This is a genomic window from Streptomyces cyaneofuscatus, assembly GCF_033109485.1.
In the GTDB taxonomy this organism is placed as follows: domain Bacteria; phylum Actinomycetota; class Actinomycetes; order Streptomycetales; family Streptomycetaceae; genus Streptomyces; species Streptomyces cyaneofuscatus.
Window position 1 is genome coordinate 3,818,878 of record NZ_CP137002.1, and the last position, 26,162, is coordinate 3,845,039.

Sequence of the window (26,162 nt, forward strand, 5' to 3'; positions counted from 1 at the left end):
CGCCCGGACGGCCCGGGCGGGGGCTTCGCAGACGCCGGTCGGCGCGCGGCTCAGGCGAGCAGCGCCGGGATCGTCGCCTCGTGCGCCGTACGGAGCTCGCTCAGCGGGATGGCGAACTCGCCCTGGAGCTCGATCTCCTCGCCGTCCACGACACCGATCCGGGCGACGGGCAGACCCCGTGCGCCGCACATGTCGTTGAAGCGGAGCTCCTCGCTGCGCGGGATCGAGACGACCGCGCGCCCCGCCGACTCGGAGAAGAGGAACGTGAACGCGTCCAGGCCGTCCGGCACGACCAGCCGGGCACCCTTCCCGCCGCGCAGGCAGGACTCGGTGACCGCCTGGATCAGGCCGCCGTCGCTCAGGTCGTGCGCGGCGTCGATCATGCCGTCGCGCGAGGCGGAGATGAGGATCTCCGCGAGCAGCTTCTCGCGGCCGAGGTCCACCTTGGGCGGCAGGCCGCCGAGGTGGTTGTGGACGACCTCGGACCAGGCCGAGCCGCCGAACTCCTCGGCCGTGTCGCCCAGCAGGTAGAGGAGCTGGCCCTCTTCCGCGAAGGCGACCGGCGTACGCCGGTTCACGTCGTCGATCACACCGAGCACGGCCACGACCGGCGTCGGGTGGATCGCCGTCTCACCGGTCTGGTTGTAGAGCGAGACGTTGCCGCCGGTGACCGGGGTGCCCAGCTCCAGGCAGCCGTCCGCGAGACCACGGGTGGCCTCGGCGAACTGCCACATGACGTCCGGGTCCTCGGGGGAGCCGAAGTTGAGGCAGTCCGAGATGGCGAGCGGCTTGGCGCCGGAGGCGGCGACGTTGCGGTACGACTCCGCCAGCGCGAGCTGCGCGCCGGTGTACGGGTCGAGCTTGGCGTACCGGCCGTTGCCGTCGGTCGCCATCGCCACGCCCAGGTTCGACTCGGCGTCGATGCGGACCATGCCCGCGTCCTCGGGCATCGCCAGCACGGTGTTGCCCTGCACAAAGCGGTCGTACTGGTCGGTGATCCACGCCTTGGAGGCCTGGTTCGGGGAGGCGACCAGCTTGAGGACCTGGTCCTTCAGCTCGGCGCCGTTCTGCGGCCGGGGCAGCTTGCCCGCGTCGTCCGCCTGGAGCGCGTCCTGCCAGGACGGGCGGGCGAACGGGCGGTGGTAGACCGGGCCGTCGTGGGCGACCGAGCGCGGGGGTACGTCCACGATCTGCTCGCCGTGCCAGAAGATCTCCAGCTGCGAGCCGTCGGTCACCTCACCGATGACGGTGGCGATGACGTCCCACTTCTCGCAGATCCCCAGGAAGCGGTCCACGTGCTGCGGCTCGACGATCGCGCACATGCGCTCCTGCGACTCGCTCATGAGGATTTCCTCGGGCGAGAGGGAGGAGTCGCGCAGCGGCACGGTGTCCAGCTCGACGCGCATGCCACCGGAACCGGCGGAGGCCAGCTCGCTGGTGGCGCAGGAGAGCCCGGCGCCGCCGAGGTCCTGGATGCCCGCGACGAGCTTCTCCTTGAAGATCTCCAGGGTGCACTCGATGAGGAGCTTCTCCTGGAACGGGTCACCGACCTGGACCGCCGGACGCTTGGCGGGGCCGGTGGACTCGAAGGTCTCGCTCGCCAGCACCGAGACGCCGCCGATGCCGTCGCCGCCGGTACGGGCGCCGTACAGGATGACCTTGTTGCCGGGGCCGGAGGCCTGCGCGAGGTGGATGTCCTCGTGCTTCATCACGCCGATGCAGCCGGCGTTGACCAGCGGGTTGCCCTGGTAGCAGGCGTCGAAGACGACCTCGCCGCCGATGTTGGGCAGGCCCAGGCAGTTGCCGTAGCCGCCGATGCCCGCGACGACGCCCGGCAGGACGCGCTTGGTGTCGGGGTGGTCGGCCGCGCCGAAGCGCAGCGGGTCGACGACCGCGATCGGGCGGGCGCCCATGGCGAGGATGTCGCGGACGATGCCGCCGATGCCGGTGGCCGCGCCCTGGTAGGGCTCGATGTACGAGGGGTGGTTGTGCGACTCGACCTTGAAGGTGACCGCGTACCCCTGGCCGACATCGACGACGCCGGCGTTCTCCCCGATGCCGACGAGCATCGCGTCGTTGGCGGGGACCTTCTCGCCGAACTGCTTGAGGTGGACCTTGCTGCTCTTGTACGAGCAGTGCTCCGACCACATCACCGAGTACATGGCGAGTTCGGCGCCGGTGGGACGGCGGCCCAAGATCTCGCGGATCCGGGCGTACTCGTCCTCCTTGAGGCCGAGCTCCTTCCAGGGCTGCTCGGCGTCCGGGGTCTCGGCCGCGTGCTTGACCGTATCCAGGCTCATGCGTTGACCAGCTTCTTGATGATCGAGGTGAAGAAACCGAGGCCGTCGGTGCGGCCGGTGCCGATGAGCGGCTCGACGGCGTGCTCCGGGTGCGGCATCAGGCCGACGATGTTGCCCGCGGCGTTGGTGATGCCCGCGATGTCGCGGAGCGAGCCGTTGGGGTTGCCGTCCAGGTAGCGGAAGGCGACGCGGCCCTCGGCCTCCAGCTCGTCGAGCGTGTGCTCGTCCGCGGTGTACCGGCCGTCCATGTTCTTGAGCGGGACCTTGATCTCCTGGCCGGCGCTGTAGTCCGAGGTCCAGGCGGTCTCCGCGTTCTCCACCCGCAGGCTCTGGTCGCGGCAGATGAAGTGCAGGTGGTTGTTGCGCAGCATCGCGCCGGGCAGCAGGTGCGCCTCGGTCAGGATCTGGAAGCCGTTGCAGATACCGAGGACCGGCATACCGGCCTTGGCCTGTTCGATGAGCGGCTCCATCACCGGCGAGAAGCGCGAGATCGCGCCGGCCCGGAGGTAGTCCCCGTAGGAGAAGCCGCCGGCCAGGACGACCGCGTCGACCTGGTGCAGGTCCTTGTCGCGGTGCCACAGCGATACGGGCTCCGCGCCCGCGATGCGGACGGCGCGCAGGGCGTCCTGATCGTCGAGGGTGCCGGGAAAAGTGACGACGCCGATACGGGTGGTCACTTCTCCTCCTCCACCTTCACGACGAAGTCCTCGATGACGGTGTTGGCGAGGAAGGTCTCGGCCATCTCGTTAATACGGGCGAGGGCGGCGTCGTCCACCGGCCCCTCGACCTCCAGCTCGAAACGCTTTCCCTGACGAACGTCCGCGATTCCCTCAAAGCCGAGACGGGGCAGCGCACGCTGCACCGCCTGTCCCTGCGGGTCGAGGATCTCCGGCTTGAGCATGACGTCGACTACGACGCGTGCCACTGGCACTCCCGGTGTGGTGGTGTGGTGCGGCTGTCTCTCCGGGGGGTTCCCCAGACCCCCGCGGGTCCACTCAGCGTACCTGGCCGAAAATTCTACGCGGGTAGATATCGGACGGAACGGACGCGGCGGCAAGAGGGCGGGGGCTCGGCGCAGATCACGCCGGGATATCGGCCGCGACAACGTGCGGGAAAAGTCCTGGGAAAAAATCATGCGCCGGATTGCGCACGGACACGCGGATGTAATTGGCTGGGCTTCACAATGCGGTACCTACCGCTGTACAAATGATTACCGGGGAAAGCAGCATTGCCCCGGGAACACCGGAACAGTCGACTCCAGTCGATCCGTATCCGCCTAACAGCCGGAAGGCCGGCCCATCGGCGCACGCCCGACGCGCCGACGCCGTAGGAAAGGACCGATATCCGTGGCCCAGCGCGTAGTGGTTACGCTCTCCGACGACATCGACGGGGGAACAGCGGCGGAAACGGTCACCTTCGCCCTGGACGGGAAGACGTACGAGATCGACCTCAATCCCGCCAACGCGAAGAAACTGCGGAAGGCTCTGGCCCCTTACGTGGCGGCCGGCCGAAAGCAGACAAATGCCGGTAAGCACGGCAGGACCCCCGCGTCGTACCACCACACCTCCCTCGCCCCGGACCCCGCGGCCGTCCGCGCCTGGGCCCGCTCGCACCGGATGGAGGTGCCGGCCCGCGGCCGGATCCCGAAGAAGGTCTACGAGGCGTTCAACGCGGCGGGCTGAGCCGGGGCGCCTCCTGGGGCGCGGCCCGGGGACGCACCCTGGCGGCGCGGGCGTCCGTCCGGCGTGCGGCGGACGCTCCGTCAGGCGGGGTGCGGGCAGGGTGCGCAGGAGCGGGACGGGGGTGCGGACGGCCGCCTTCCGCCCCCTCCGGCGAGACCCGCCGGGAGCCGACTTGCGCGACACCCCCGCAGGTCGGCTAGAGTCTGGAGCACGCCGAGGGGCGAGGCCGAAAGGCCGGAACCCCGAGCCGCGTGCGGGTGTAGTTCAGTAGTAGAACATCCCCCTTCCAGGGGGAAGGCGCAGTGTGCAATTCCTGTCACCCGCTCTGCACGACTCTTCAGACCACTCCGTTGGATCAGGTAGAGTAGTGCTCGCTCCACCGGTGAAAGCCGAGTGGGTGCACTGCGGACGTAGCTCAGTTGGTAGAGCGCAACCTTGCCAAGGTTGAGGTCGCCAGTTCGAACCTGGTCGTCCGCTCAGCAGATACAAAGGCCCTGATCGATTTCGATCAGGGCCTTTGTCGTTCGTCCGGCTTCCGCTCACCACTGCTCATGACGTTTGTCATGAGCAGTGGTGACAGCGCGCACTGCTCGCGGGCCCGCTCCGGCGGAAAACTCGAAGCATGACCAGCGACGACTTTCTCAGCGACCGAACGACAGGTGGCACGGCAGACGCGGAGACGGTGATCGCGGCGGACGGGGTCCACCGCAGCTACAAGGACGGCTTCGAGGCCGTTTCCGGGGTCTCCTTCTCCGTGGCCCGCGGCGAGCTGTTCGCCCTGCTCGGGACGAACGGCGCGGGCAAGACCTCCACCGTGGAGCTCCTCGAAGGGCTGGCGCTCCCGACCGCCGGGACCATCAAGGTCCTCGGCCACGACCCGTACCGCGAACGCGCCGCCGTCCGGCCCCGGACCGGGGTGATGCTCCAGGAGGGCGGCTTCCCCTCCGATCTCACGGTGCTGGAGACCGCGCGGATGTGGTCGGCGTGCACCACCGGCGCCCGCCCCGCCGCCGAGGCCCTGGAGATGGTCGGCCTCACGAGCCGGACGGGGGTGCGGGTCAAGCAGCTGTCCGGCGGGGAGAAGCGGCGCCTGGACCTGGCGCTGGCCCTGACCTCGCGGCCCGAGGTGCTCTTCCTGGACGAGCCGACGACGGGGCTGGACGCGGAGGGGCGGCGCGACACCTGGGACCTGATCCGGGCGCTCCGGGACGGCGGCACGACCGTACTGCTGACCACGCACTACCTGGAGGAGGCCGAGGCGCTCGCGGACCGGCTGGCGATCATGCACCAGGGGCAGATCGTGACGGCCGGGACGACCGCCGAGGTCACCGCGTCGCAGCCCGCCAGGATCCGGTTCACGCTGCCCGACGGCGTACCGGCAGGGCACCTTCCGCTCTCGCTGCGGGCGGCGGCGGAGGGGCAGCGCATCGAGATCCGTACCTCCGGACTCCAGGAGTCGCTGCACGAACTCCTCGGCTGGGCACGGGAGTCGGGCGTGCAGCTGCTCGGTCTTGACGCCCGTTCCGCCTCCCTGGAGGAGGCGTTCCTCCAGATCGCGAACACCCAGCTCCGCTCCCGCGCCGACGACCCGCGCCGGGCGGGGACCAAGCCCACGGACGACACGAAGAAGAAGGTGGCGGCATGACGACCACGACCGTCCTCACCGGCCCCCGCAAGTCCCCCTCGAAGGCCTCCGCGTCCGCACGGCGGCTCACCGCACTCGCCCGCGCCGAGCTGATCCTGCTGCTCCGCAACCGGTCCGCGATCTTCGTCGCGCTGGTGCTGCCGGTCGTGATGATCTTCTCGATCCGGGCCTCGCTCCAGCAGATCGACCTCGCCAGCACCGGCCTCTCCATCGCGGGCGCCGCCCTCACCGGCGGTATCGGCATCGTGCTGGTCCAGGTCGTCTACATGACCCTCGTCACCGGGTACGTCACCCGGCGCGAGGAGCTCGTCCTCAAGCGGCTGCGCACCGGCGAGGTCACCGACCGCGAGATCCTGGCCGCCAACGCGCTGCCCGCCGTCGCGCTGGCGCTCCTCCAGGTCGTGCTGCTGGTCGCGGCCGGCGCGGTCGCCTTCGACCTGAGCGCGCCGAAGCGGCCCGAGATCTTCCTCGCGGGGCTGCTGGTGGGTCTCGTGATGATGTCCGGCCTGGCCGCCGCGACCTCCGCGGTGACCCGGACGGTCCAGACCTCGCAGCTCACCACGTTGCCGCTGTTCTTCGTCTCGCTCTTCGCCTCCGGGATCTTCGTCCCGCTGGAGATCTTCCCGGACGGCCTGGCCTCGGTCTTCGAGCTGCTGCCGCTGACCGGCGTGATGACCCTCGTCCGGCACGGCTGGCTCGGCGGTGTGGAGGGCGGCGACCTGCTCACGGCCACCGTGGCGGCGCTGGCCTGGACCGCGTTCGCGGTGTTTGCTGTGCAGCGGTGGTTCCGCTGGGACCCGCGGGGCTGAACGCGGCGGTGCGCCACGGGGACGACATGAAGGAGCTGGACGAGGTGATCGGGCGAGTACGGGGCTGGCGGCGCGGCTGGACGGAGCGGACCAAGCTCCAGCGCATCGACCTCTACACCCGCCTCACGCTCTGCGCGCTCCCCTGGGTCTTCCTCGTGACCTGGGGCCTGCTCCCGCTCGGCAAGGCCTTCGGCCAGGGCCCGCTGCCGGTGTCCCTGGCGGCGGCTTTCCTCGCGGTGAACGCCGCCCAGTGCGTGCTGAGCAACCGGAACGTGGACCCCGCCTTCGCTCACTACCGGGGCGTGGAGCCGTTCCCGCTGCGGCGGCTGCGGCTCCCCGCCGTGCTGCTGGCGGTGCTGACCGGCCTGCTGGTGGCCCTCGCGGCGGTGGGCGGGGTCGAGGACGCGGGGCTGAGCCTGCTGGTGCTGGACCTGCCCCTGGCGTTCGTGACGCCGTACGTGCTCCTCGTCCCGGTCCGGACGTACCTGCTCCGCTGCGCGGCCTGCGCGGTGGCGGTGGTGGCGCTGCTGGCGGCCGTCGGGGTGCCCGGCCGCACGCTGTTCGGGTCGGCCGTCTCGCTGCTCGTCGGCACCGTGCTGGTGCTCGTCTCGACCCGGCCGAGCGCCTGGAGCCTGTCCGTGATGTGGCAGGCGGAGGAGGCCCGGGACATGCAGGCGCGGCTGGCGGTGGCGGAGGAGCGGCTGCGGTTCGGCCGGGACATGCACGACGTGCTGGGCCGGAACCTGGCGGTGATCGCGCTGAAGAGCGAGCTGGCCGTGGAGCTGGCCCAGCGCGGGAACGCGACGGCCGTGGACCAGATGGTCGAGGTGCAGCGGATCGCCCGCGCCTCGCAGCAGGAGGTACGTGATGTCGTACGGGGCTACCGCGAGGCCGACCTGCCCACCGAACTGCTCGGCGCCAGGGGCGTGCTGGAGGCCGCCGGGATCACCTGCACCGTCGAGGGCGCCGATGGCCCGGCGGGCATCGGGGCACCCCCGGCCGTCCAGGCGGCCCTCGGCTGGGTGGTCCGTGAGGCGGCGACCAACGTCCTGCGCCACGGTGATCCGCGGGTGTGCGTGATCCGGCTCCGGACGGTGGCGGGTTCGGTGGTCCTGGAGGTCGAGAACGACGGGGTGGCCGAGGACGACCGGGTGGCCGGGAACGGCGGGGCGGGGGCGGCCCTCGCCGGGGAGGGCGGCTCGGGTCTCGCCGGGCTGCGGGAGCGGCTCGCGGCCCTCGGCGGGTCGCTGGAGGCCGGGGCGGCCGGGGACGGCCTGTTCCGGGTCACGGCGACGGTCCCGCTGACGGCCCCCCGTAACCGCTCCGACGCCGCTTCTTCGGACGAACGATGACCACCGAGGGGAACATGACCACCGAAGACTCCGAAGGCCTTGAAGGTCGGCCCCTGCGGGTCCTGCTCGCCGACGACGAGCACCTGATCCGGGGCGCCCTGGCCGCGCTGCTCGCCCTGGAGGACGACCTCGTGGTGGTCGCGGAGGCGGCGAGCGGCCCCGAGGCGCTCGCGATGGCCCTCGCGCACCGGCCCGATGTCGCCGTCCTCGACCTCCAGATGCCGGGCGCGGACGGTGTGAAGGTCGCCACATCGCTCCGCAGCGAACTGCCCGGCTGCCGCACCATGATCGTGACCAGTCACGGCCGCCCCGGGCACCTCAAGCGGGCGCTGGCCGCCGGCGTACGCGGGTTCGTGCCGAAGACCGTCAGCGCGCGGCGGCTCGCCGAGATCATCCGTACCGTCCACGCCGGAAACCGTTACGTCGACCCGGAGTTGGCGGCCGACGCGATCTCCGCCGGGGACTCCCCGCTGACCGCCCGGGAGGCCGAGGTGCTCGAACTGGCGGCGGACGGGGCACCGGTCGCGGAGATCGCGGAGCGGGCCTCGCTCTCGCAGGGGACGGTCCGCAACTACCTCTCCTCGGCCGCCTCCAAGATCGGTGCGGAGAACCGGCACACGGCGGTGCGTCTCGCCCGCGAGCGGGGTTGGGTATAGTGAGCATCGCGCTTCGGCGCAACGCGGACGTAGCTCAGTTGGTAGAGCGCAACCTTGCCAAGGTTGAGGTCGCCAGTTCGAACCTGGTCGTCCGCTCCAGATGATCAGAAGGCCCCGGTCGATACCGACCGGGGCCTTCTGCGTACCTGCTACTGCATCTCTCCTACGACCAGTTGGAGCCGGTCAGGACCTCGTACGCCTCGATGTACTTGGCGCGGGTCGCGTCCACGATCTTCTGCGGCAGCGCCGGCGGCGGCTGCTCGCTCGCGCGGTCCCAGCCGGAGGCCGGCGAGGTCAGCCAGTCCCGGACGAACTGCTTGTCGTAGGACGGCTGCGCGCTCCCCGGCTTCCAGGTGGCGGCGGGCCAGAAGCGCGAGGAGTCCGGCGTCAGCACCTCGTCGGCGATGATCAGCCGCTCGCCGCCGTCCTCGGTGGACTCGAAGCCGAACTCGAACTTGGTGTCGGCCAGGATGATCCCGCGCTGGTGCGCGATGTCCCGGGCCCGGCGGTAGACGTCGAGCGTCGTCCGCCGCAGCTCGGCGGCGGTCTCCACGCCGACCTCGCGGGCGATCTCCTCGTAGCTGACGTTCTCGTCGTGGTCGCCGACGGCCGCCTTCGTGGCCGGGGTGAAGATCGGGCCGGGCAGCTCGGAGCCGTCGACCAGGCCCTCGGGGAGGCCGATGCCGCACACCGTACGGGAGGCGTTGTACTCGGTGAGCCCGGAGCCCGTCAGATAGCCGCGGGCCACGCACTCGACCTGGACCATCCGCAGGGACTTGCAGATGAGGGTGCGGCCCTCCCAGTCCGCCGGAGCGCCGGGGGGCAGCTCGGTGGAGAGGACGTGGTTGGGCACCAGGTCGGCGAGCTGGTCGAACCACCAGAGCGAGAGCTTGGTGAGGACGCGGCCCTTGTCGGGGATCTCGGTCGGCAGGACCCAGTCGTACGCGGAGATACGGTCGCTGGCGACCATGACGAGGTCGCCCGCCTCGTTCCGGTACAGGTCACGCACCTTGCCGGTGTGCAGGTGGGTGAGGCCCGGAACCTGTACGGGCTCGGGCTTTTCTACAAAACCGGACACGGTGCCTCCGCGTAGATTGATCCAGGAGCGGTTCCGATTGTCCCGTATCCGCGGCCCGGTCTTCGCCCGGGGCCCGGCCTGATGTCCCTCGCGGTGTACGGGCCCTGGGTCGATCCCTCTTGCAGATGCGGTCAGTCGCGCTTGCAGATCCGGTCGAGGAGGTTGGCCGTGGCCCGCTGGATCCGGGGGTCCGTGTGCCCGGGGCGGTCCAGGGCCGGGGACCAGGCGAAGGTGCCGGAGGCGAAGACGAGCGCGCCGGAGGGGGCCTGGTAGAGCGAGGTCTCCTGGTGGCGGACGGCGCCCTCGGAGTCCTGGTACGGGGAGTGGGCGAGCAGGATGCGGTTGTCGTGCTCCGGCAGGCTCGTACGGGGGAAGTAGCGGTCGGCCTCACCGGCGACCAGGCCCGGGACCTCGTCGCCGTCGGCCGCGCCCGTGGCGTCCCAGAGCCAGTGCTCGGCGTTGCGCACGACCAGCGGGCGGGGCTCGGGCACCCGGCCCGCGTACTGGATGCCCAGGAGCTGCTGCTCGGGCCGGTCCACCTCGCGCCAGAGCGCGGACTTTCCGGGCCCCCGGCGCTTGCGACAGGTCAGCAGGCGGTCGGGGATGCCGGAGGCGGAGGGGGCGAGGCCCACCTGCCAGTACATGGTGTTGGCGGAGAGGAAGACCAGCGAGGTGCCGCAGTCGCGGGCGCGCTCGGCGGCCCGGCGCATGGGCGTCGACCAGTACTCGTCGTGGCCGGGGAAGACCAGGCCCCGGTAGCGGCTGGGGTCGATGCGGCCCGCGTGCAGGTCGCGGGCGTCGGCGTAGGCGAGGTCGTAGCCGTATCTCTCGGCCCAGCGGATGAAGTCGTACGCGTGCCCGACGTGCAGCGGGAGCCCCGCCCCGGCGTACGGGCGGTCGAAGGAGATCGTGACGGCGGCGTCCTCCTCGCCGAGCAGCCGCCCCCGCTCGTCCCACGCGTGGTAGAGGCTGGCGCCGGTGCGGCCGTCCTCCGGATAGAGGTTGTACGCCTGCCAGGTGATGTCCGGGAGCAGGAGCAGCAGGTCGGCGGGGTGGTCGTGGCGGACGGTGAACGGGATGTGCGAGCGGTACCCGTCGGCGGTGGTCAGGACGGCCACGTACGCGCCGACCGACCAGTAGCTCGGGATCTGGAGCCGCCAGGACATCCACCAGTGGTGGCAGGAGACGGTCCGGTCGGCGGCCAGCGGCGGCGGCTGGACGATGCCGGAGAGGCGCGGGCTCGTGGTGATCTTGGCCGCGCCGTCGCCGCCGTAATGACCGATCCGGTAGACGTCCACGGAGAACTGCTGGGGCGGGTCCACGGTGATGTGGAAGTCGATGGCCTCGCCGGGGGCCGCCGCTCCGGGCGAGACGAAGCCCTTGATCTGCCGGTGGACGTCGTCGGCGGTGCGGGTGCCGCCGCCGGTGGAGCGGGCGAGGTCGGCGTACCAGGGGACGACCTGGCCGGTGTCGTCGAAGTAGTTCTCACTGCCGCGCAGCCAGGGCAGCGGGCCCTGCCCGAAGGGGTCGCTCACCGCATGCGCGAGGGCGCCCGACTCCCACCGGCGAATCTGCTCCGCCCCCATGCCGCGCCCCTCCCTCAGATCCCCCGGACAACTCCGGCGCGCACGATGTCAGCGCCGGTCCCCAGCACATCACATAACGCACGCACTCCGTCACCCTTCGTCGCTAATTGACGTGAACGGAACCACCCCTTCCGGCTCGTGCATGTCCTGTCTTCAGGTCTTCAGGGTCACACCAGCCGTACGGGCTTGTCGGAGCGGACGCCCACCTCGGCCAGCCAGGACCGCAGCGGGTCCGGGTCGCCGTCCTCGACCAGGCTGAGGACCGGCACCGCGAGGTCCGCCCGGCGCTCGCCGTCGACGAGCAGCGCGGGACCGTCCAGCCAGTCGAGGCCGGGGGCCGCTCCCGCCGTGTCCACGGCCGCGCAGCAGACCATGGCGGCGACGTGGTCGGCGAGCAGCTCCGTGCCCGTACGCGGCGGCTGAAGCGGGAAGAGGGGGAGCGGGTCGGGACCCCAGAGGTCGAGGGTGTCGGCGCCGGCGGCGGATGCCGTCTGCTGGGCCGGTCCTGGCGCCGGGGCCTGGGCGTCGTCGCGGGCGACCGCCGCCCCGATGCCCGCCGCGAGCTCCTCCCCGGGCCCGCCGGGTCCGCCGGGACCGGCCAGGTGCTCCATGACGCGGGCCAGGGTGGGCACCGCCGGATCGGCCACGGAGGCCGGGGGGACGCCCATGGCGTCGAGCACCCGGTGCAGCCGGGCCGCCTCCGTACGCCACTTCCGGTCGACGACCTCGTCCGGATACTGCTGCCAGTCCACCGGCGCCCAGTCCGGACCGCTCTCCGCCGGGCCGCCGTGGAAGAGGCGGGCGGCGAGGAGGGAGGTGGCCTCGTCGGCGATGCCGGGCTCCTCCAGCAGGTCGCAGGCCGGGCGTTCGCCGAGGCGCGAGGTGAAGCCGTCGGCCAGCCGGTCCCGGCGGGAGAGCTCGGTGAGGGCGGAGACCACTCCGGCGTCCAGCCGGGAGGGCCAGCGGCCCATCCGCCAGGCGGGCAGCGCGACCCGGGTCAGCAGCCGGTCCCAGCCCGCGTAGGCGAGGCCGACCTGCTCCTGGGCGGCGATGCGGAGGGCGTAGTCGACGCCCTGGGCGCGCATGGAGGCCGTGGCCGCCACGCACCGCTCCATCTCGGCGGCGTGCTCCCGGCAGGCGCGCAGCAGCAGCCGGGCGACCCAGCCGGTGAAGGCGGCGGGGACGGCGCGGAGGGCGCCCCGGCCGGGGGCGGCTCCGTCGGCCACGGCGGCGTCCAGACCGCGGACGAAGCGCCGGGCGGCGGCTATGTCGGGGTGCGCGGACGAGTCGGTGCCCGCCACGACGGGGGCGAGGACGGCGCGGAGCTCGGCGACCCGCATCCACCACAGGAAGGGGGAGCCGATGACCAGGACGGGGGCGGTGTTCCTGGCCTCCCGCCCGGCTCCTCCCCGGTGGGCGCGGTGCGTACGGTCCTCCAGCCAGCTGTCGCAGTCCGGGGTGAGCGCTATGGCCGAGGGCGCGGGGACGCCGAGCCGGTCGGCCAGGTCCCGGACCAGCCGGTAGAGATCGGGGGCCCCCTCCTCCGCCACGGGGACGGTGGGGCTCACGGCGGGCCGGGCCCGGGCGACGGCCACCGCGACGGCGGCGGCCACCAGCAGGACCACGACGGCGACCCCGAGCACCGCCCAGCGGACGCCGTCCCAGACGGGCCCGCCGAGGTGCCCCTGGGCGCCCGCGGCGAACAGCACGACCGCCACGGCCGCGGGCGTGATCACCACGGCCAGTGCCCTGCTGCGGATCCGCAGCAGGGCGAGCGCTCGGGCCTGTGCGGCCCGTGCACCCAGCTCCTCACCCACGTCGATACCGGACACGGCCGGATGTCACCCCCTCTGCCCTCTTGGCTCTCGCGGCGGTGTTGCTCACTCCCCCACTGTGGCACCCGCCACCGACATCGCAATGCCGGTGGGCCAAGTGCCGGAACGCTTGCGCCGCACCCTAGTTGGGGCTTCGGCGGGCGTCATCCGTCTGGCCCAGTCGTCACCCGATGGAATGGCTTTGGGCAAAGCTGCTGACGTGTCCGCGTCCGTAGGGCAGGGCTGCTGCTACGCGCCCCGCACGGGACCGGCCCCTCGCGCCTGCCCCGCGTACGCCGGTGGCGTTCGGGGGCGGCGTGAGGGGCCGGGTGGAGCGTGTCCGACCGGCGGATCAGCCTCCGGCGGCCTTCAGGGCGATGTCCGTCCGGTGCTGGGAGCCGTCGAGGCGGATGCGGCCGAGCGCGGTGTAGGCGCGCTCACGGGCCGCTGCGAGGTCCTTGCCGGTCGCGGTCACCGAGAGGACCCGGCCGCCCGCGCTGACGACGGCGCCGCCTTCCGTACGGGTCCCCGCGTGCAGGACGTACGCGTCGGGCGCATCCTGTGCCGCGACCTCCGCGAGCCCGTCGATCGGGTCGCCGGTGCGCGGGGTGTCCGGGTAGTTGTGCGAGGCGATCACGACGGTGACGGCCGCGTCGTCGCGCCACGTGAGCGGCGGGAGGACGTCCAGGGTGCCGTTGGCGGAGGCGAGGAGGACCCCGGCCAGCGGCGTACGGAGCCGGGCCAGGACGACCTGCGTCTCGGGGTCGCCGAAGCGGGCGTTGAACTCGATGACCCGCACGCCGCGCGAGGTGATCGCGAGCCCCGCGTAGAGCAGCCCGGAGAAGGGCGTGCCCCGGCGGCGGAGCTCGTCGACGGTCGGCTGGAGGACGGTGTCGAGAACCTCGTCGACCAGCTTGGGGTCGGCCCACGGGAGCGGGGAGTAGGCGCCCATGCCGCCGGTGTTCGGGCCCGCGTCGCCGTCCAGGGCGCGCTTGAAGTCCTGGGCGGGCTGGAGCGGCAGCACGGTGGTGCCGTCGGTGATGGCGAAGAGGCTGACCTCGGGGCCGTCGAGGAACTCCTCGATCACCACGCGGTCGCAGGAGAGCGCGTGGTCGCGGGCGGCGGCGAGGTCGTCGGTGACGACGACGCCCTTGCCCGCCGCGAGGCCGTCGTCCTTGACGACGTACGGAGCGCCGAAGGCGTCGAGGGCCTCGTCGATCTCCGCGGGGGTGGTGCAGACGTAGCTGCGGGCGGTGGGGACCCCGGCCCCGGCCATGACGTCCTTGGCGAACGCCTTGGAGCCTTCGAGCTGGGCGGCTTCGCCGGAGGGGCCGAAGCAGGGGATGCCGACCGCGCGCACGGCGTCGGCGACCCCGGCGACGAGGGGCGCCTCCGGGCCGACGACCACCAGCTCGGCGCCCAGCTCGGTCGCGAGGCGCGCGACGGCGTCACCGTCGAGGGCTTCGACCGGGTGCAGTTCGGCCACCTCTGCGATGCCGGCGTTGCCGGGGGCGCAGTACAGAGCGGTGACATCGGGGTCGAGGGACAGAGAGCGGCACAGGGCGTGTTCGCGGGCGCCGCCGCCGATGACGAGGACCTTCACGGGGTGCAGCCTAGCCGCCGGGGGCGGTGGGCCCGGACGGCCGCCGGTCCGTGGACGGCTCACGGCGCCGGTCCGCTCCGATCACCTGGCTGATCGCCGGCGTCACTGCTCGCCGGCGTCACTGCTCGCCGGCGTCACTGCTCGTCGGCGTCACTGCTCGTCGGTCTCACTGCTCGTTGGTGAACTCCTCCACCACGGTGGCGCCCAGCTCGCGGACGATCAGCTCGTGGCCGGAGAGGGCGGAGTCGACGAGATCCGGATCGTCGGCCTCCGCGGTGTCGTCCTCGGGGGCGACGGCGTACCCGCCGTGGGAGGGCTCGGGGGCGGAGGGAGCGGTGCCCCGGCCCTGCTGGGCCTGGTGGGACTGCGGCGACTGCTGCTGCCCGGAGGAGGACGGGGCGGCGGTCTGCTGGGACTGCTGCTGGTTCGGCTGCTGGTGGTTGTACTGCTGGTTCGGCTGCTGATTCGGCTGCTGGGGGGCGTGCGCCGGGGTGCCTTCGTACGCCATGGGGGTCGGGGCGGTGGGTGAGGGCGCCGGGGCGGGCGTGTACTGCGGGGCCGGGCGTCCGCCGACGGGGGCCGGGGGGGCCGCACCGCCGCCGGAGGTGTCGACGACCGCTTCGACCCGCCACTGGGCGTTGAACCGCTCGGCGAGTGCCTGCTTGAGGACTTCCTCGCTGCCGCTGCTGGCGAAGTTGTCCCGGGCGCCCGCGTTGATGAAGCCGATCTGGAGGGTGGTCCCGTCGAACCCGGTGACCTGGGCGTTCTGGCTGAGCAGGATCCAGGTGAAGCGGCGCTTGTTCTTGACCGCTTCCAGGATGTCGGGCCACATGTTCCGGACCTGGCCGGCGCCTTGGGCCATACCCTGTCCGCCCGCCGCCGGGGCGGCCGGTGCGGAGGGGGCCACGGGGGTGGCGGGGGCCGGTGCGGGTGCGGCGGGGGGCGGGGCGGCGGGGCCGCTGCCGGGGGCGGACGCGGTGGGCCAGCCGCCGGGGCGCCGGGCCTGCTCGCCTCCTGCGGCGGTGGGCCAGGACCCGGGCCGCTGGGCGGGGGCCGGGGCTTCGGCGGTGGGCTGCGGAGCGACGGGCTCGGCGGCGGCGGGCGGCGCATAGGCAGCAGGCGCGGGGGCCGGCGCCTCACCTCGTACGGCGGCACGGGCGGCGTCCGGGCCAGCGGGGGCGACGGGTGCGGCCTGAGGCGCGTGGCCCTGCGGGGCGTGGGCCTCGGGCCCGGGAACGTACCCCATCGGAACCGCGGCGGCAGGCGGGGCCGCGAACGAGGCGGCAGCGGCGGCGGAGGCTCCCCGCTCCAGCCGGTCGAGCCGGGCCTGCATCGACCGCTCGTCGTCGAAGGCGGCGGGAAGCAGCACCCGGGCACAGATCAGCTCCACCTGGAGGCGCGGCGAGGTGGCGCCGCGCATCTCGGTGAGCCCGTCGTTGACCAGGTCGGCGGCGCGGCTGAGCTCGGCGGCACCGAAGACGGAGGCCTGGGCCTGCATGCGCTCGACGACATCGGCGGGGGCGTCGATGAGCCCCTTCTCCCCCGCGTCCGGCACGGCGGCGAGGATCACCAGATCGCGCAGCCGCTCCAACAAGTCCGCCACAAACCGTCGCGGGTCGTTGCCACCCTCGATGACCCGGTCCACGACCTCGAAGGCGGCGGCCCCGTCACCGGCGGCGAAGGCGTCAATGATCGAGTCGAGGAGTGAACCGTCGGTGTATCCGAGGAGTGCGGTCGCCATGGCGTATGTCACACCGTCGTCGCCCGCACCGGCGAGCAGCTGGTCCATGACGGACATGGAGTCACGCACGGACCCGGCGCCGGCCCGCACGACGAGCGGCAGGACCCCGTCCGCGACGGCGCTGTTCTCCCGCCCACAGACGTCGGCGAGATAACTGCGCAGGGTCCCGGGCGGAACGAGCCGGAACGGGTAGTGGTGCGTACGCGACCGGATCGTCCCGATGACCTTCTCGGGCTCGGTGGTCGCAAAGATGAACTTGAGGTGCTCCGGCGGCTCCTCGACCACCTTCAGCAGGGCGTTGAACCCGGCCGGGGTGACCATGTGGGCCTCGTCGATGATGTAGATCTTGTAACGACTGGAGGCGGGCCCGAAGAACGCCTTCTCGCGCAGATCACGGGCGTCGTCCACACCACCGTGCGAAGCGGCATCGATCTCGATGACATCGATGGACCCCGGCCCGTTGCGCGCGAGGTCCTTGCACGACTGGCACTCCCCGCACGGGGTCGGCGTGGGCCCCTGCTCGCAGTTCAGACAGCGGGCGAGGATGCGCGCACTGGTCGTCTTTCCACAGCCACGCGGCCCGCTGAACAGGTACGCGTGATTGACCCGGTTGTTCCGCAGGGCCTGCTGGAGCGGGTCAGTGACATGCTCCTGACCGATGACCTCGGCGAACGACTCGGGGCGGTAGCGGCGGTACAGCGCAAGGGACGACACATCTACGAGGTTATCGGGGCGGACTGACAACCAACCCCACACGGCCCACGCGCAGGCCCCCGGCCCAGCTCAGCCACCGGAACACAACCCCGGAAGCCACCGGAACCCCCGCACCCGGCCCCGGCCCTGGCCCCGGCCCCGGAACGCAAAGGGCCCCCCACGCACCCGCCAGAGCCAACCTACCCTTGCTGCCTTCCGGCCCTGGGGGAGTTCAGTCAGATAGCGCCACGTGAGGGGCTGACGCCCACCTTAGCGGATCCCCACCCCGTCCGGTCCACCCACCCGCCCCGGCGGACGACCTGCACGGCCCCTCCGGACGATCTTCGGCGAACGTGTTCGCGAGCACCCTCCAACGTCTTGTATTGTTTGCGGCGGAGGATTCGCCTAGTGGCCTAGGGCGCACGCTTGGAAAGCGTGTTGGGGGCAACCCCTCACGAGTTCGAATCTCGTATCCTCCGCCATTGCTCTCACCGGGCAATACGTTGAAGGGCCCCACCGTTCGCGGTGGGGCCCTTCGGCGTTGGCGGTCCCCGCTCCGGTTTCAGTCGGACGGGCCCGAGATCTGGCTCCGCCACGGGGTGCGGGTACAGCAACGACGGGTTCTGGAGACAGAGCCCGGCCCCCAAGGTCACTCGCTTGGGACAGTTGTCCTGATCGCAGCCTGCTTGTCGGCGTCGGCGAAGAGGAGCGTGGGCTCGGCGAGGATGTCCCGACCGGACTCGCTCTTATAGATCTCGTCGACGCTGCCGAACCGGGCCTGCGCGTAGTCGAGGTCGAGCAGATCTGCCGCCTGTCGGACCGATGCCTCGTCGGGTCCTTCGATCTCGAGGAAGGTGGGGAGGTCCGGCCAGGTGTCGAAGTCGAAGGCGACCTCGCCCAAGCGCCATTCCTCGCGGTAGTTCTCCTGGTAACGGACCTCGCGCAGGCCGATGGTGCGGAGGATCTCGGCCATGGCGTGCAGGTCGGACACCTCGGTCTCGATCTCGGTGGTGCCGTCGATCGTCGTGGAGTCGGTGACCTGCTTCACCGTGAGGGTGGAGCGGGTGGCCTCGTCCCTCAGGCGAACCCAGGCACCGCCTTCGAGGGCGTCGCTCTCGAAGATCTTCCGGGTGAGGAGAGTGCGCGGAAACGCCTGGACGGCTCCGAGCGCCCTCAGTTTGGCCTGGAGGCCGTCGACGTCGACGTCGAGGAACTTGGCCTCGTACTCGTGCTTCATAGGTCCTGCTTCCCGTGGTTCTAGGAGGGGGTGGACGCACGGGCCGCGAGAAGGAGGCCCATGCGGTGGTTGTGGTTCTGCAGCTGACCGACGTGCGCCTGCTCGGTGAACTCGTTGGTACGCAGGGTGAGCAGGACGTCCCAGTCCCCGATGAAGTAACGCCGCAGCTTCTCGGGGGATGTGTAGTGCTCCAGCACGTGGTGGCGTTGCGTGAGGGGCATCATGAACTCCGCGCCGAACAGACCGCCGGGCCGAACCAGACGCTGCATGCGGTCGACGAACTCGCCCAACGGCCGGTGGTGGTTGGCACTGTAGTGCCACGAGCAGCTCGTCCAGGCGGCATCACAGGAGGCGGTGACGGGTTCGGAAGCGAGGAAGTCCTCCTCCACGACCTGGACACGGTCGTTAAGCCCTTCCTGCTTCAGCCGCTCGATCATGCCCGTCGCGTGACCGGTCCTGCCGCCCGGAAATCGGACCTCGCCGCCGTGGAGGGCGAGCGGGTCGCGCTCGATGGCGACGACCCGGTAGCCGGCCGCAGCCAGTGGCACGACGAGTCTGCCGTCGCTCGCACCGATGACCGTCACGGTGGAGTCAGGCTCCGTACGCTCCCTCAGCGCGGCGAGGAACTGAGGGAAGAAGGTGAGGGTGTGCGGCCACATGCTGGGTGTCTGCACTGGCTTGCTCTCCTTGCGGGTGGGTGCTGCTCAGGACGGCTCGGAGTGCCTCGTCAGGGGTGAGGCCGGAGGTATTCACGCGGTGCATCGGGAACAAGGCGTAGGCGTCGGTGATCTTGTCTGCGGTGATCTCGGCGAGGGCGTCCCAACGCGAGACAGGCTTGTCGCGCCTGATGAGTCGGCGCTGTCGCTCGTCCTCCGCGCAGACGAGGTAGTAGGTAACGGGACGCGGGATGCCCGGCGGCAGGGATACGGAGAGGTCGGCTCCGAAAGCGCGGTGGTTGGCCAGGCACCGCGCGAAGTAGCTCTCGACGACGACCGCAGTGCCGGCGGACAGGTACCGCTGGATCTGATCGGTGGCGGTGAACAGGGCCGAGAGGTAGAAGCACATACGTGCCTCAGCGTTTCCCAGCCGGTCGACCTCCTGCCGCAGTGCCTGGTAGGCGGGTGGCACGGTCGGGACCAGCACTGCGCCACGTGCGGCCGCGAGCATGGGGGCAAGGGTGGATTTGCCGGTGCCGCGGAGCCCTTCGACGCTCTCGAACGACGCCGGGTCAGACACGTCCGTACACCACGTCCGGCACCGCGAGGGTGAGTTCGTCGGTGGCGGACGGCCGGTGGTCGATGTGGTGGGCGCGCTTGTCGTACCAGAAGGCGTGCGAGTCCTTGCCGACGGCCTTGCAGGACATGGTCAGCGCGCCGCGCGGGTCGGCCTCGATCCGCTCGATCTCCACAAGGCCCCCGGCAGGGAGGCAGGCGTCCGGCGCACCGAGCTCGGACAGGTCTTCGTCGAGGATCACCTCGATGTCGAGCTCGGCCGAGGCCAGGCGCTCCCGCAGACCGGTGTAAGCCGTGGCGTCGCTGACGAGGAGCTCGGGGTGATCAGCTGCGTTGCCGACCGGTCGGAGGCAGTGGAGTTTCAGCTGCTCCACTCCGTAGTGCTGCAATGTGCGGGCGAGCGGCAGGATCTCGTCGATGTTGTGTGAGGTGACCGTCATGGTCGCGCCGGCGCGGACACCGAGTTGCTGAGCGATTTCGAGGGCGCTCAGGGCACTCCGGTAGCTTCCGGCCTTGCGGATCTTGTCGTTGGTCGTGCCGATGCCTTCCAGCGACACCCGGAGCAGGTCCAGGTCGGGGGCGATCTCGGTGAGCCGGCGCTCGATCCGATAGCCGTTGGTGCAGATCTCGACCTGCATGCCCAGGTCTCGCTTGGCGTACCGGACGACCTGGGCTAGGTCTCGATAGACGAACGGCTCGCCGCCCAGCAGGGTGACGGCCTCGGTGCCGTATTCGTCGCGCATCAGCGTGAGGAGGTTGACCGCCTCGTCCGCGGAGAAGGCGTCGGCGTGCTGGAGCCGCTTGCCGTGGAAGCAGTGCAGGCATTCAAAGTTGCAGCGGTAGAGCAACTGCAGGTACAGCATCCGGATCCTGCGGATCCCGGTGACTTCGCTGATCACGAAGGCCTCCTTCGGGCACTTGCCTGGTGGGAGACCTCATGTTGGCGGGGGAGACACGGACCTCGTCACCGCGTATCGGGACGCTCCGAGGACGTCCTGGGACGTTTTCAGCGTGCGGAGAGCGCGTCCAGAATCCCGAGTACACGGCTGGTGTCCATCAGATCGGGCAGAACCGTACGGGCGCCGGCGTCTGCCAGTTCTTGGGTACTGTGGACACCGGAAGCGACCGCGATGATCTCGGAGCCGGTGGCGAGTGCTGCCTCCACGTCCCTCGGAGTGTCTCCGACAAGCACCACCGGCACGCCATCCGGGGCGCCCCGCAGCCGCTCGGCACGCTCCCGGGCGACGGCGACCAGGTCGGGGCGCTGAAGGGCGTCGGCCCCGTAGGCGCCAACTGCCAGGTCGAGGAGGGAATCAAGGCCGAAGGCCGCGACCTTCACGCGGGCGTTGTCCGCGATATTGCCGGTGAGCACCGACGACACCCAACCGCTGTGCACGGAAGCCTCCTTCAGGACTTCGCGCACGCCAGGCAGGGCCGTTCCTCGCAGGCTGAGAGTGTGGAGACGCGCCTCCCCTGCGTCGGCAAGTGCCTTCTCGACAGAGGCCCAGTCCGGCTCGGCCAGGCCGTTCCGTTGGAACATGTCGCGCATGATCAGCCGGTCCGTACGCCCTTCGGTTCGCGCCGGCTCCGCGGGCACCCGTCCCGCCAGGGCCGTGAAGGCGGCGGCGTAGATCTCCTTGCTGACCCCGGCGTTCTCGATGAGGGTGTGGTCGATGTCCCACAGGACGATGAGCTCCATGCGTCCAGCGTAAATACGGCGGTCATGGCCCCCTTCCTTCTGTGGGACGTCCCGAAACATCCTTGCTGCGCCTGGCCGTCTCGGCTTGTATGGCGCCTGTGAACGAGCGATTGCACTCCGTGCTCGCCCAGCGCGGAATCCCACCTGAGTCACTCGCCGAAGTCTGCGAGGTGGACCCCAAGACCGTTGGCCGGTGGCTCGGTGGGCGCGTCCCCCACCCGCGCCACCGCTTCCGCGTCGCCAAGCACTTACGGGTCGAGGAACTGTTCCTCTGGCCCGCACCGGTGCCGAGCACTTCGCAGCAGCTCTCAGGGGCAGGGCAGGAGCTGGCCGGGGCCTACCAGAATCGGGCGAGCGTCCCGCGAGACACGTGGCTGTCGCTGCTCAATGGCGCCCAGGAGCAGATCAGCGTCCTCGTCTTCTCCGGCACCTTCTTCGCCCAGTCCAACCCTCACGTCGCCAAGATGCTCGCCGAGCGCGCATCAACCGGAGTGCAAGTGCGGCTCTGCTTCGGCGACTCGAGGGGCCGGGCCGCAGCAATCCGAGGCCACGAAGAAGGAATTGGCGACACCCTCGCCGCCAAAATCCGCGCCTCCCTCACCTACTATCGGCCCCTGTTGTCCGAGGCCGGCTGCGAGGTGCGCCTGCACGACACCACGCTCTACACCTCCATGTTCCGGTACGACGATGATCTTCTGATCAACCCGCACGTCTGGGGCCAGCCGGCCAGCGCCAACCCCCTCCTCCATCTCCGCAGAGCAGAAACGGCGGGCTGGTTCGACAACTACGCTCAGAGTTTCGAAGCTGTCTGGGCCACCGCACGGCCCTGGACACCAGACCAGGAGGGGCCCTCGCCGCATGGGCAGGACTGAGTACTACAACGACCCCAAGGCTCCCAAGGCGAACACCCTCATCCCCGCCAACAACCTGCTCGTCGTCGACGACAGCGGCGCCATACTCCTCCAACGCCGCAGGGACACCGGCCAATGGGCCCTGCCCGGAGGAGCCCAGGACATCGGCGAGACCGCCGCCCAGTGCGCCGTGCGGGAATGCCTGGAAGAGACCGGCATCATCGCCGAGATCACCGGCTTCTTGGGTGTCTACACGAACCCGAACCACATCGTGGCCTACACCGACGGCGAGATCCGCCAGCAGTACGAGAACACCTACATCGGCCGACCAGTGGGTGGGGAGCCCACGATCAACGACGAGGCCGACGACGTCCGCTACGTCCAGCCGAGCGACCTGGACCAGTACGACATCCACCCCAGCATGCGGCAGCAGATCGGCGACTTCCTGGCCGGCACGTACCCCTACCTGGGCTGAGCCGCCAAGGCCGCCTCCACCCGGTTCACTGCGGCGAAGATGTCCGGCGACGCGCGACGGATGAACCGCCCCACCAGGCTGTCTGCACCGTAACGCTCCATGATCTCCTCGAGCCGAGCCTCGGCAGACGTGCCGATCCCGTCAGGCGTCGTAGTCATGTCGCAATACACCAGGGCATCCACGAGCCGGTGGTCGTCGAGCAGCGGAAACTCGGCTTCCAGATCACCCCGCAGCCCGCGCTCCTCGGCCTCCAGCAACGCCAGCGAGTGGTTCGCCACCAACCGCACCAGCCGCTCATCCGCAGCATGGTCGTCACGAAGAAACCGCGCACCATCCAGCGGATGAAAGCCGGTTACGGCGAGCCGCGGAGCGTAGCCCACATCGTGCAGCACGGCGGCAGAAGCCAGCAGGTCCGCGTCAGCACCCACGAGTTCAGTCAGTTGGGCCGCGCGCCGCGCGACCCCTTTCGAGTGCATCCATCGACGAGGAAGGGACTCACGCAGCTCCGCTTCGGCCACCGAACACGCCCACTTCGCCATCGATCCGTTCATGCTCATTGCGTGCCCCAGCAGCAGCCCTCCCAGTCTCAACTGAAGCGATCAGAGCGTGCCTCGGCAGCGGCGGTCAGGAGAATCCGACAACACCAGCACACAGCGGCGCCCGCTGTAGCAGGATCAGGATGTGACTGAATCCACCGCTAGAGACTCCTCTGCCTCAGAACCTGCCCGGCCACAGTCGGCACGGGGCATCTTCGACGGGTTCGAGAGCTATCGGTCGCCTTCCGACACTGACCTGGCGGAGGTGATGCAACATGGCCTCGTGGCCGCCGACGCCAACGTCCTGCTTGACCTCTATCGGTACACAGAACAGGGGCGCAATCTTCTGCTGTCGGTACTAGGCAAGCTCGGCGGGCAACTCTGGATTCCCCATCAGGCCCTGGTGGAGTTCTGGCGCCATCGCCTGGAGACCGTGAGCGCACCCAAGTCATCCGCCTCAACTGCGATCAGAGAGCTCGGAGACCTCAAGGGTCGCGCAACCGGCGTTCTGCGCAACTGGGCTGGGCGCTTCGCCCTCCCGGACGATGAGTTGGCCAAGATCTTCGACGACCTGAACGCTGGCTTCGATGCAGCGACCCAGGCCGTGAATGCCCTGGTCACAAAGCATGCCGGTCCTGCCGACCGGGACACCGCCGCAGATCCAGTCGTCGCCGCGCTCGCAAAGGCCCTGGAGGGGCAGGTGGGGCCCTCGCTGTCGCAGGCGGATCACGATGCAGCCGTAGTTGAAGGCCAGCGTCGCATCACGATGAAGATACCGCCGGGCTACATGGATGCGGGCAAGGGGGACAACGCCGTCGGTGACTACCTGGTGTGGCGGCAAATCCTCGACGAGGCACAGAGTCGCAAATGTGACGTCCTGCTGGTCACTGGCGACGTGAAAGAGGACTGGTGGCGCAAGGACAATCGGCAGGCCAGCGGGCCGCGGCAAGAGCTCATCGACGAGCTGTCGCGTGAGGCCGGAACACGGCTGTACATGCTGACGCCGAGCCAGTTCACCGCTCTGGGCGCATCCGTCTTCGAAATCGATGCCGCCGAGACAGGTCTGGAGGACATTGACCGAGTGGACCGCTCTCGGGAGGAGGATTCAGCCGATGAAGTCGCCCCCTCCGAGCAAGGTCACTGGAACGCACCGGCCGTCGAAGCGCTCTTCGAAAGGCTCTCATTGGCAGGTTATGACGACCGTGTCGCGGTCATCCGGTGGGCTGCCGATAACGAAGGCTTCGTAAGCCAGGAAGTCATCCGAGAGCTCTGTCACTACTCACCTGAGGTCAAGCTCAATGGCATGGCGCGCCCTATCAGCCGATTCACAGCTGAACTCCAGGCCGCGAAGCTACTGCCCGAAGCCGTCGCGCCACTGCTCAAGGCTGTCTACGATCCCGAGCACAGCTACGTAAAGGCTTCCGGATTCCGCCTCCATGCCTCGGCAGAGCCACTGGTACGGGCCATGGCCGAGGCCGAAGGGGACGATCCACAGTGAGGGGTCACCACTAACCGATCGCGGATGCGCGGTTCCACAGAGTCATGGTGACGTGCAGGCACTGGCCAGACTCCGGTCTCAGTTCCGGTCTCATTCGCTCCCGTGCAGCGGCATCCATCGCCTGCCCGGCGCTCCATTCCATGGCAGGTCAGGACGCACACGCTCCCCCCTGGGCTTCCGGGCGAACATTTGGAAAGCGTGTTGAGGGCAACCTCTCACGAGTTCGAATCTCGTATCCTCCGCCATTGCTCTCACCGGGCAATACGTCGAGGGCCCCCGCAGCGAGCTGCGGGGGCCCTCGACATCGGCGGTTGCCGTTCCGCTCACCGCCCGTTGAGGGTGGCCCGGCAGACGTTGCAGTACATGGCCGCGTTCGGTCCGTACCGGCGCATCATCTGGCTGCAGTCGGCGCACAGTCCGAGTTCCCAGGGCGGGCAGCCCAGCGCTGCGGAGGCCGCCGCCCGCTCGACGGGAGTAATCCGGGTCGAGTCGCCCGGGCGCTGGGGCGGAAGGCGAGGAAGAGTGAAGCCGCCGGTCGGCTGGGCGAGATCGCGGAGAGGGCGGGCGTCGCTGGCGAACCAGCCGTCCTGGCCTCCCCGGCAACTGCGGTCGATCTCCTGCTCGGCGAAGGTGATCACGTCGTCGTCCTCGTCGGCCGGCGCCGTGGGCAGGGGCGTCTTCTCGTGGACGATCTCCTCCCACAGCGCGCGATCGGCCGCCGACACCCACATGTGCCGTCCGGCGCGGCCGCTCCCCCGACTGGGTACGTAGACCGGAACGCTCTCCCCCGTAGCGCTCCGCAGGACCAGGTCCTCGATGAGGACCGGCTTTCTCTCCGGGAGGCACAGCGCCGGCACGAACCAGTCCGCGTGGATCGCGCCACAGTGGCCGGCCCCCTCGCTGACGAGGCAGTGGCGCTCGCTGCTCGGGACGCACTTCCAGACTTCGAGGTGCCGGTACCCGCCACGGATCACCATCTCCTTGCCGTCGGCGATGTCCCTCCACGGCATGTCGTCCACGCGCGCCCACGGGGCCCGGTCGATCAGGGAAGCCGTCCGGTCCTTCGCCACCCAAAGCGGAGTGATGCCGCTCTCCACGGCGTTGACCGAACGCCGGTGCACGCTGCTGGGGCTGAGATGGTGGTACTGGATCTCCCAGCCGACCCTCAGTCCGGCGGGGCCGGTGACGACGGCGTCCGAGACGCTCCGCCGGTTGGCGACGGGAACCTCGGCCGCGGCGTCCAGGCCGTACCGCCCTGCGGTCGCGACGACTCGCTCCTTGGTTGCCTTGTGCTGGGCGCTCTCCTGTGGAGTCGCCTTGTGCGTGATCGGCAGATGCGAGGCGACGAGCGGCCGCCGGCCGCCGACGCGCCCTCGGCGGATGAACATCCAGGGCGACTTCCCACCCGACTCCGACAGGCACTCGCGCTTGTCATGGTGCGCCAGGCATTCGAGCAGCTGTGGGTCGCGCTCGGAGACACTGGCGGTGATCTCCCGGAGGAGATCGGGACGGTACGGGTGCCCGAGGTCGGGCAGAGACAGATTGATCTCTATGCCATATCCGGTGTGCCACACCCCATTGGCCATCTCTCAACCGTAGGGATGGTGGCCGACATTCAACAGAGTGCCGCCGAGTGCACGTTCCTCCACATGCTCCCGAAGGCATGGAAATTGCC

23 protein-coding genes, 4 tRNA genes and 1 other RNA gene are annotated in these 26,162 nt (G+C 70.4%); 12 read left to right on the top strand and 16 right to left on the bottom strand.

What is annotated here, in order from left to right:
• Positions 1 to 50: 50 nt before the first annotated feature.
• The 3 genes from purL to purS are packed head-to-tail and all read right to left on the bottom strand — an operon-like array spanning position 51 to position 3,225.
• Complete coding sequence (purL, locus tag R2B67_RS16815) at positions 51 to 2,300, bottom strand: phosphoribosylformylglycinamidine synthase subunit PurL (protein ID WP_317819191.1); 2,250 nt, start codon at positions 2,298 to 2,300, stop codon at positions 51 to 53.
• Positions 2,297 to 2,977 (bottom strand): phosphoribosylformylglycinamidine synthase subunit PurQ, encoded by a 681-nt coding sequence (purQ, locus tag R2B67_RS16820; RefSeq protein WP_018513563.1) that lies wholly within the window; start codon positions 2,975 to 2,977, stop codon positions 2,297 to 2,299. Before purQ ends, purL begins: the two co-directional genes overlap by 4 nt.
• Entirely contained in the window at positions 2,974 to 3,225 is a 252-nt protein-coding gene (gene purS, locus R2B67_RS16825) for a phosphoribosylformylglycinamidine synthase subunit PurS (protein ID WP_010056446.1), read from the bottom strand. Before purS ends, purQ begins: the two co-directional genes overlap by 4 nt.
• 421 nt (positions 3,226 to 3,646) lie before the next feature.
• On the opposite strand from purS, the gene R2B67_RS16830 reads away from it, so the two are divergent.
• From R2B67_RS16830 to R2B67_RS16865, 8 genes are all read left to right on the top strand, one after another.
• Entirely contained in the window at positions 3,647 to 3,982 is a 336-nt protein-coding gene (locus R2B67_RS16830; RefSeq protein WP_317819193.1) for a histone-like nucleoid-structuring protein Lsr2, read from the top strand.
• A 253-nt stretch (positions 3,983 to 4,235) separates the two neighbouring features.
• Positions 4,236 to 4,307: transfer RNA gene (locus R2B67_RS16835), tRNA-Gly, on the top strand.
• Between the two features lie 79 nt (positions 4,308 to 4,386).
• A tRNA-Gly gene (locus R2B67_RS16840) sits at positions 4,387 to 4,459 on the top strand.
• Positions 4,460 to 4,604: 145 nt separating this feature from the next.
• Positions 4,605 to 5,627, top strand: a complete 1,023-nt coding sequence (locus tag R2B67_RS16845) for an ABC transporter ATP-binding protein (RefSeq protein ID WP_317819195.1) — start codon at positions 4,605 to 4,607, stop codon at positions 5,625 to 5,627.
• The gene (locus R2B67_RS16850; protein ID WP_317819197.1) at positions 5,624 to 6,436 is read left to right on the top strand and encodes an ABC transporter permease; all 813 of its coding nucleotides are present in this window, start codon (positions 5,624 to 5,626) and stop codon (positions 6,434 to 6,436) included. Before R2B67_RS16845 ends, R2B67_RS16850 begins: the two co-directional genes overlap by 4 nt.
• 26 nt (positions 6,437 to 6,462) lie before the next feature.
• Positions 6,463 to 7,788: a sensor histidine kinase gene (locus R2B67_RS16855; RefSeq protein WP_317824884.1), complete on the top strand. Its 1,326-nt coding sequence runs from the start codon at positions 6,463 to 6,465 to the stop codon at positions 7,786 to 7,788.
• Complete coding sequence (locus R2B67_RS16860; protein WP_317819199.1) at positions 7,785 to 8,444, top strand: response regulator; 660 nt, start codon at positions 7,785 to 7,787, stop codon at positions 8,442 to 8,444. Before R2B67_RS16855 ends, R2B67_RS16860 begins: the two co-directional genes overlap by 4 nt.
• Before the next feature lie 23 nt (positions 8,445 to 8,467).
• Positions 8,468 to 8,543: transfer RNA gene (locus tag R2B67_RS16865), tRNA-Gly, on the top strand.
• 64 nt (positions 8,544 to 8,607) lie between these two features.
• On the opposite strand, the gene R2B67_RS16870 is transcribed toward R2B67_RS16865, so the two are convergent.
• The 6 genes from R2B67_RS16870 to ffs form a co-directional block, all read right to left on the bottom strand.
• Positions 8,608 to 9,522, bottom strand: coding sequence for a phosphoribosylaminoimidazolesuccinocarboxamide synthase (locus tag R2B67_RS16870; RefSeq protein ID WP_317819200.1), 915 nt, complete (start codon positions 9,520 to 9,522; stop codon positions 8,608 to 8,610).
• A 131-nt stretch (positions 9,523 to 9,653) separates the two neighbouring features.
• Complete coding sequence (locus tag R2B67_RS16875) at positions 9,654 to 11,108, bottom strand: N,N-dimethylformamidase beta subunit family domain-containing protein (RefSeq protein WP_317819201.1); 1,455 nt, start codon at positions 11,106 to 11,108, stop codon at positions 9,654 to 9,656.
• A gap of 167 nt (positions 11,109 to 11,275) precedes the next feature.
• The gene (locus R2B67_RS16880; RefSeq protein WP_317819203.1) at positions 11,276 to 12,940 is read right to left on the bottom strand and encodes a M48 family metalloprotease; all 1,665 of its coding nucleotides are present in this window, start codon (positions 12,938 to 12,940) and stop codon (positions 11,276 to 11,278) included.
• Between the two features lie 334 nt (positions 12,941 to 13,274).
• Positions 13,275 to 14,525 (bottom strand): phosphoribosylamine--glycine ligase, encoded by a 1,251-nt coding sequence (purD, locus tag R2B67_RS16885; RefSeq protein WP_317819205.1) that lies wholly within the window; start codon positions 14,523 to 14,525, stop codon positions 13,275 to 13,277.
• A 166-nt stretch (positions 14,526 to 14,691) separates the two neighbouring features.
• A complete protein-coding gene (locus R2B67_RS16890; RefSeq protein WP_317819207.1) occupies positions 14,692 to 16,980 on the bottom strand; it encodes a DNA polymerase III subunit gamma and tau in 2,289 nt (762 codons plus the stop codon).
• A gap of 145 nt (positions 16,981 to 17,125) precedes the next feature.
• An RNA gene (gene ffs, locus R2B67_RS16895) (signal recognition particle sRNA small type) lies at positions 17,126 to 17,222 on the bottom strand.
• Between the two features lie 131 nt (positions 17,223 to 17,353).
• Here ffs and R2B67_RS16900 point away from each other — a divergent pair.
• Positions 17,354 to 17,441: transfer RNA gene (locus R2B67_RS16900), tRNA-Ser, on the top strand.
• A 167-nt stretch (positions 17,442 to 17,608) separates the two neighbouring features.
• On the opposite strand, the gene R2B67_RS16905 is transcribed toward R2B67_RS16900, so the two are convergent.
• From R2B67_RS16905 to R2B67_RS16925, 5 genes are all read right to left on the bottom strand, one after another.
• On the bottom strand, positions 17,609 to 18,196 hold the full coding sequence (locus R2B67_RS16905) for a class IV adenylate cyclase (protein WP_317819208.1): 588 nt from the start codon (positions 18,194 to 18,196) through the stop codon (positions 17,609 to 17,611).
• Positions 18,197 to 18,216: 20 nt separating this feature from the next.
• On the bottom strand, positions 18,217 to 18,870 hold the full coding sequence (locus tag R2B67_RS16910; protein WP_317819209.1) for a class I SAM-dependent methyltransferase: 654 nt from the start codon (positions 18,868 to 18,870) through the stop codon (positions 18,217 to 18,219).
• Positions 18,788 to 19,432: a P-loop nucleotide/nucleoside kinase family protein gene (locus tag R2B67_RS16915; protein ID WP_317819210.1), complete on the bottom strand. Its 645-nt coding sequence runs from the start codon at positions 19,430 to 19,432 to the stop codon at positions 18,788 to 18,790. Before R2B67_RS16915 ends, R2B67_RS16910 begins: the two co-directional genes overlap by 83 nt.
• Positions 19,425 to 20,327: a radical SAM protein gene (locus tag R2B67_RS16920; protein WP_317819211.1), complete on the bottom strand. Its 903-nt coding sequence runs from the start codon at positions 20,325 to 20,327 to the stop codon at positions 19,425 to 19,427. Before R2B67_RS16920 ends, R2B67_RS16915 begins: the two co-directional genes overlap by 8 nt.
• A gap of 107 nt (positions 20,328 to 20,434) precedes the next feature.
• Positions 20,435 to 21,127 carry an HAD family hydrolase gene (locus R2B67_RS16925; protein WP_317819212.1) on the bottom strand — a complete coding sequence of 231 codons (693 nt, stop codon included), beginning with the start codon at positions 21,125 to 21,127 and terminating at the stop codon, positions 20,435 to 20,437.
• Between the two features lie 98 nt (positions 21,128 to 21,225).
• Here R2B67_RS16925 and R2B67_RS16930 point away from each other — a divergent pair, with 98 nt between their 5' ends.
• A complete protein-coding gene (locus R2B67_RS16930) occupies positions 21,226 to 21,999 on the top strand; it encodes an XRE family transcriptional regulator (RefSeq protein WP_317819214.1) in 774 nt (257 codons plus the stop codon).
• Entirely contained in the window at positions 21,986 to 22,453 is a 468-nt protein-coding gene (locus R2B67_RS16935; protein ID WP_317819215.1) for an NUDIX hydrolase, read from the top strand. The genes R2B67_RS16930 and R2B67_RS16935 overlap by 14 nt, the downstream gene beginning before the upstream one ends.
• Here R2B67_RS16935 and R2B67_RS16940 read toward each other — a convergent pair.
• A complete protein-coding gene (locus tag R2B67_RS16940) occupies positions 22,441 to 23,004 on the bottom strand; it encodes an HD domain-containing protein (protein WP_317819217.1) in 564 nt (187 codons plus the stop codon). The genes R2B67_RS16935 and R2B67_RS16940 overlap by 13 nt on opposite strands.
• 268 nt (positions 23,005 to 23,272) lie before the next feature.
• On the opposite strand from R2B67_RS16940, the gene R2B67_RS16945 reads away from it, so the two are divergent.
• A complete protein-coding gene (locus R2B67_RS16945) occupies positions 23,273 to 24,487 on the top strand; it encodes a PIN-like domain-containing protein (RefSeq protein ID WP_317819219.1) in 1,215 nt (404 codons plus the stop codon).
• Positions 24,488 to 24,810: 323 nt separating this feature from the next.
• Here the strand turns inward: R2B67_RS16945 and R2B67_RS16950 are convergent, their stop codons facing one another.
• A complete protein-coding gene (locus R2B67_RS16950; RefSeq protein WP_317819220.1) occupies positions 24,811 to 26,073 on the bottom strand; it encodes a competence protein CoiA family protein in 1,263 nt (420 codons plus the stop codon).
• Positions 26,074 to 26,162 lie beyond the last annotated feature (89 nt).

What these genes read in the sequence shown, in the direction of transcription:
- R2B67_RS16935 (WP_317819215.1), top strand. Translation starts at nt 21,986, where the DNA reads ATGGGCAGGACTGAGTACTACAACGACCCCAAGGCTCCCAAGGCGAAC.
- R2B67_RS16875 (WP_317819201.1), bottom strand. Translation starts at nt 11,108, where the DNA reads ATGGGGGCGGAGCAGATTCGCCGGTGGGAGTCGGGCGCCCTCGCGCAT.
- R2B67_RS16925 (WP_317819212.1), bottom strand. Translation starts at nt 21,127, where the DNA reads ATGGAGCTCATCGTCCTGTGGGACATCGACCACACCCTCATCGAGAAC.
- R2B67_RS16950 (WP_317819220.1), bottom strand. Translation starts at nt 26,073, where the DNA reads ATGGCCAATGGGGTGTGGCACACCGGATATGGCATAGAGATCAATCTG.
- R2B67_RS16850 (WP_317819197.1), top strand. Translation starts at nt 5,624, where the DNA reads ATGACGACCACGACCGTCCTCACCGGCCCCCGCAAGTCCCCCTCGAAG.
- R2B67_RS16905 (WP_317819208.1), bottom strand. Translation starts at nt 18,196, where the DNA reads ATGAAGCACGAGTACGAGGCCAAGTTCCTCGACGTCGACGTCGACGGC.
- purL (WP_317819191.1), bottom strand. Translation starts at nt 2,300, where the DNA reads ATGAGCCTGGATACGGTCAAGCACGCGGCCGAGACCCCGGACGCCGAG.
- R2B67_RS16845 (WP_317819195.1), top strand. Translation starts at nt 4,605, where the DNA reads ATGACCAGCGACGACTTTCTCAGCGACCGAACGACAGGTGGCACGGCA.
- R2B67_RS16860 (WP_317819199.1), top strand. Translation starts at nt 7,785, where the DNA reads ATGACCACCGAGGGGAACATGACCACCGAAGACTCCGAAGGCCTTGAA.
- R2B67_RS16940 (WP_317819217.1), bottom strand. Translation starts at nt 23,004, where the DNA reads ATGAACGGATCGATGGCGAAGTGGGCGTGTTCGGTGGCCGAAGCGGAG.
- R2B67_RS16855 (WP_317824884.1), top strand. Translation starts at nt 6,463, where the DNA reads ATGAAGGAGCTGGACGAGGTGATCGGGCGAGTACGGGGCTGGCGGCGC.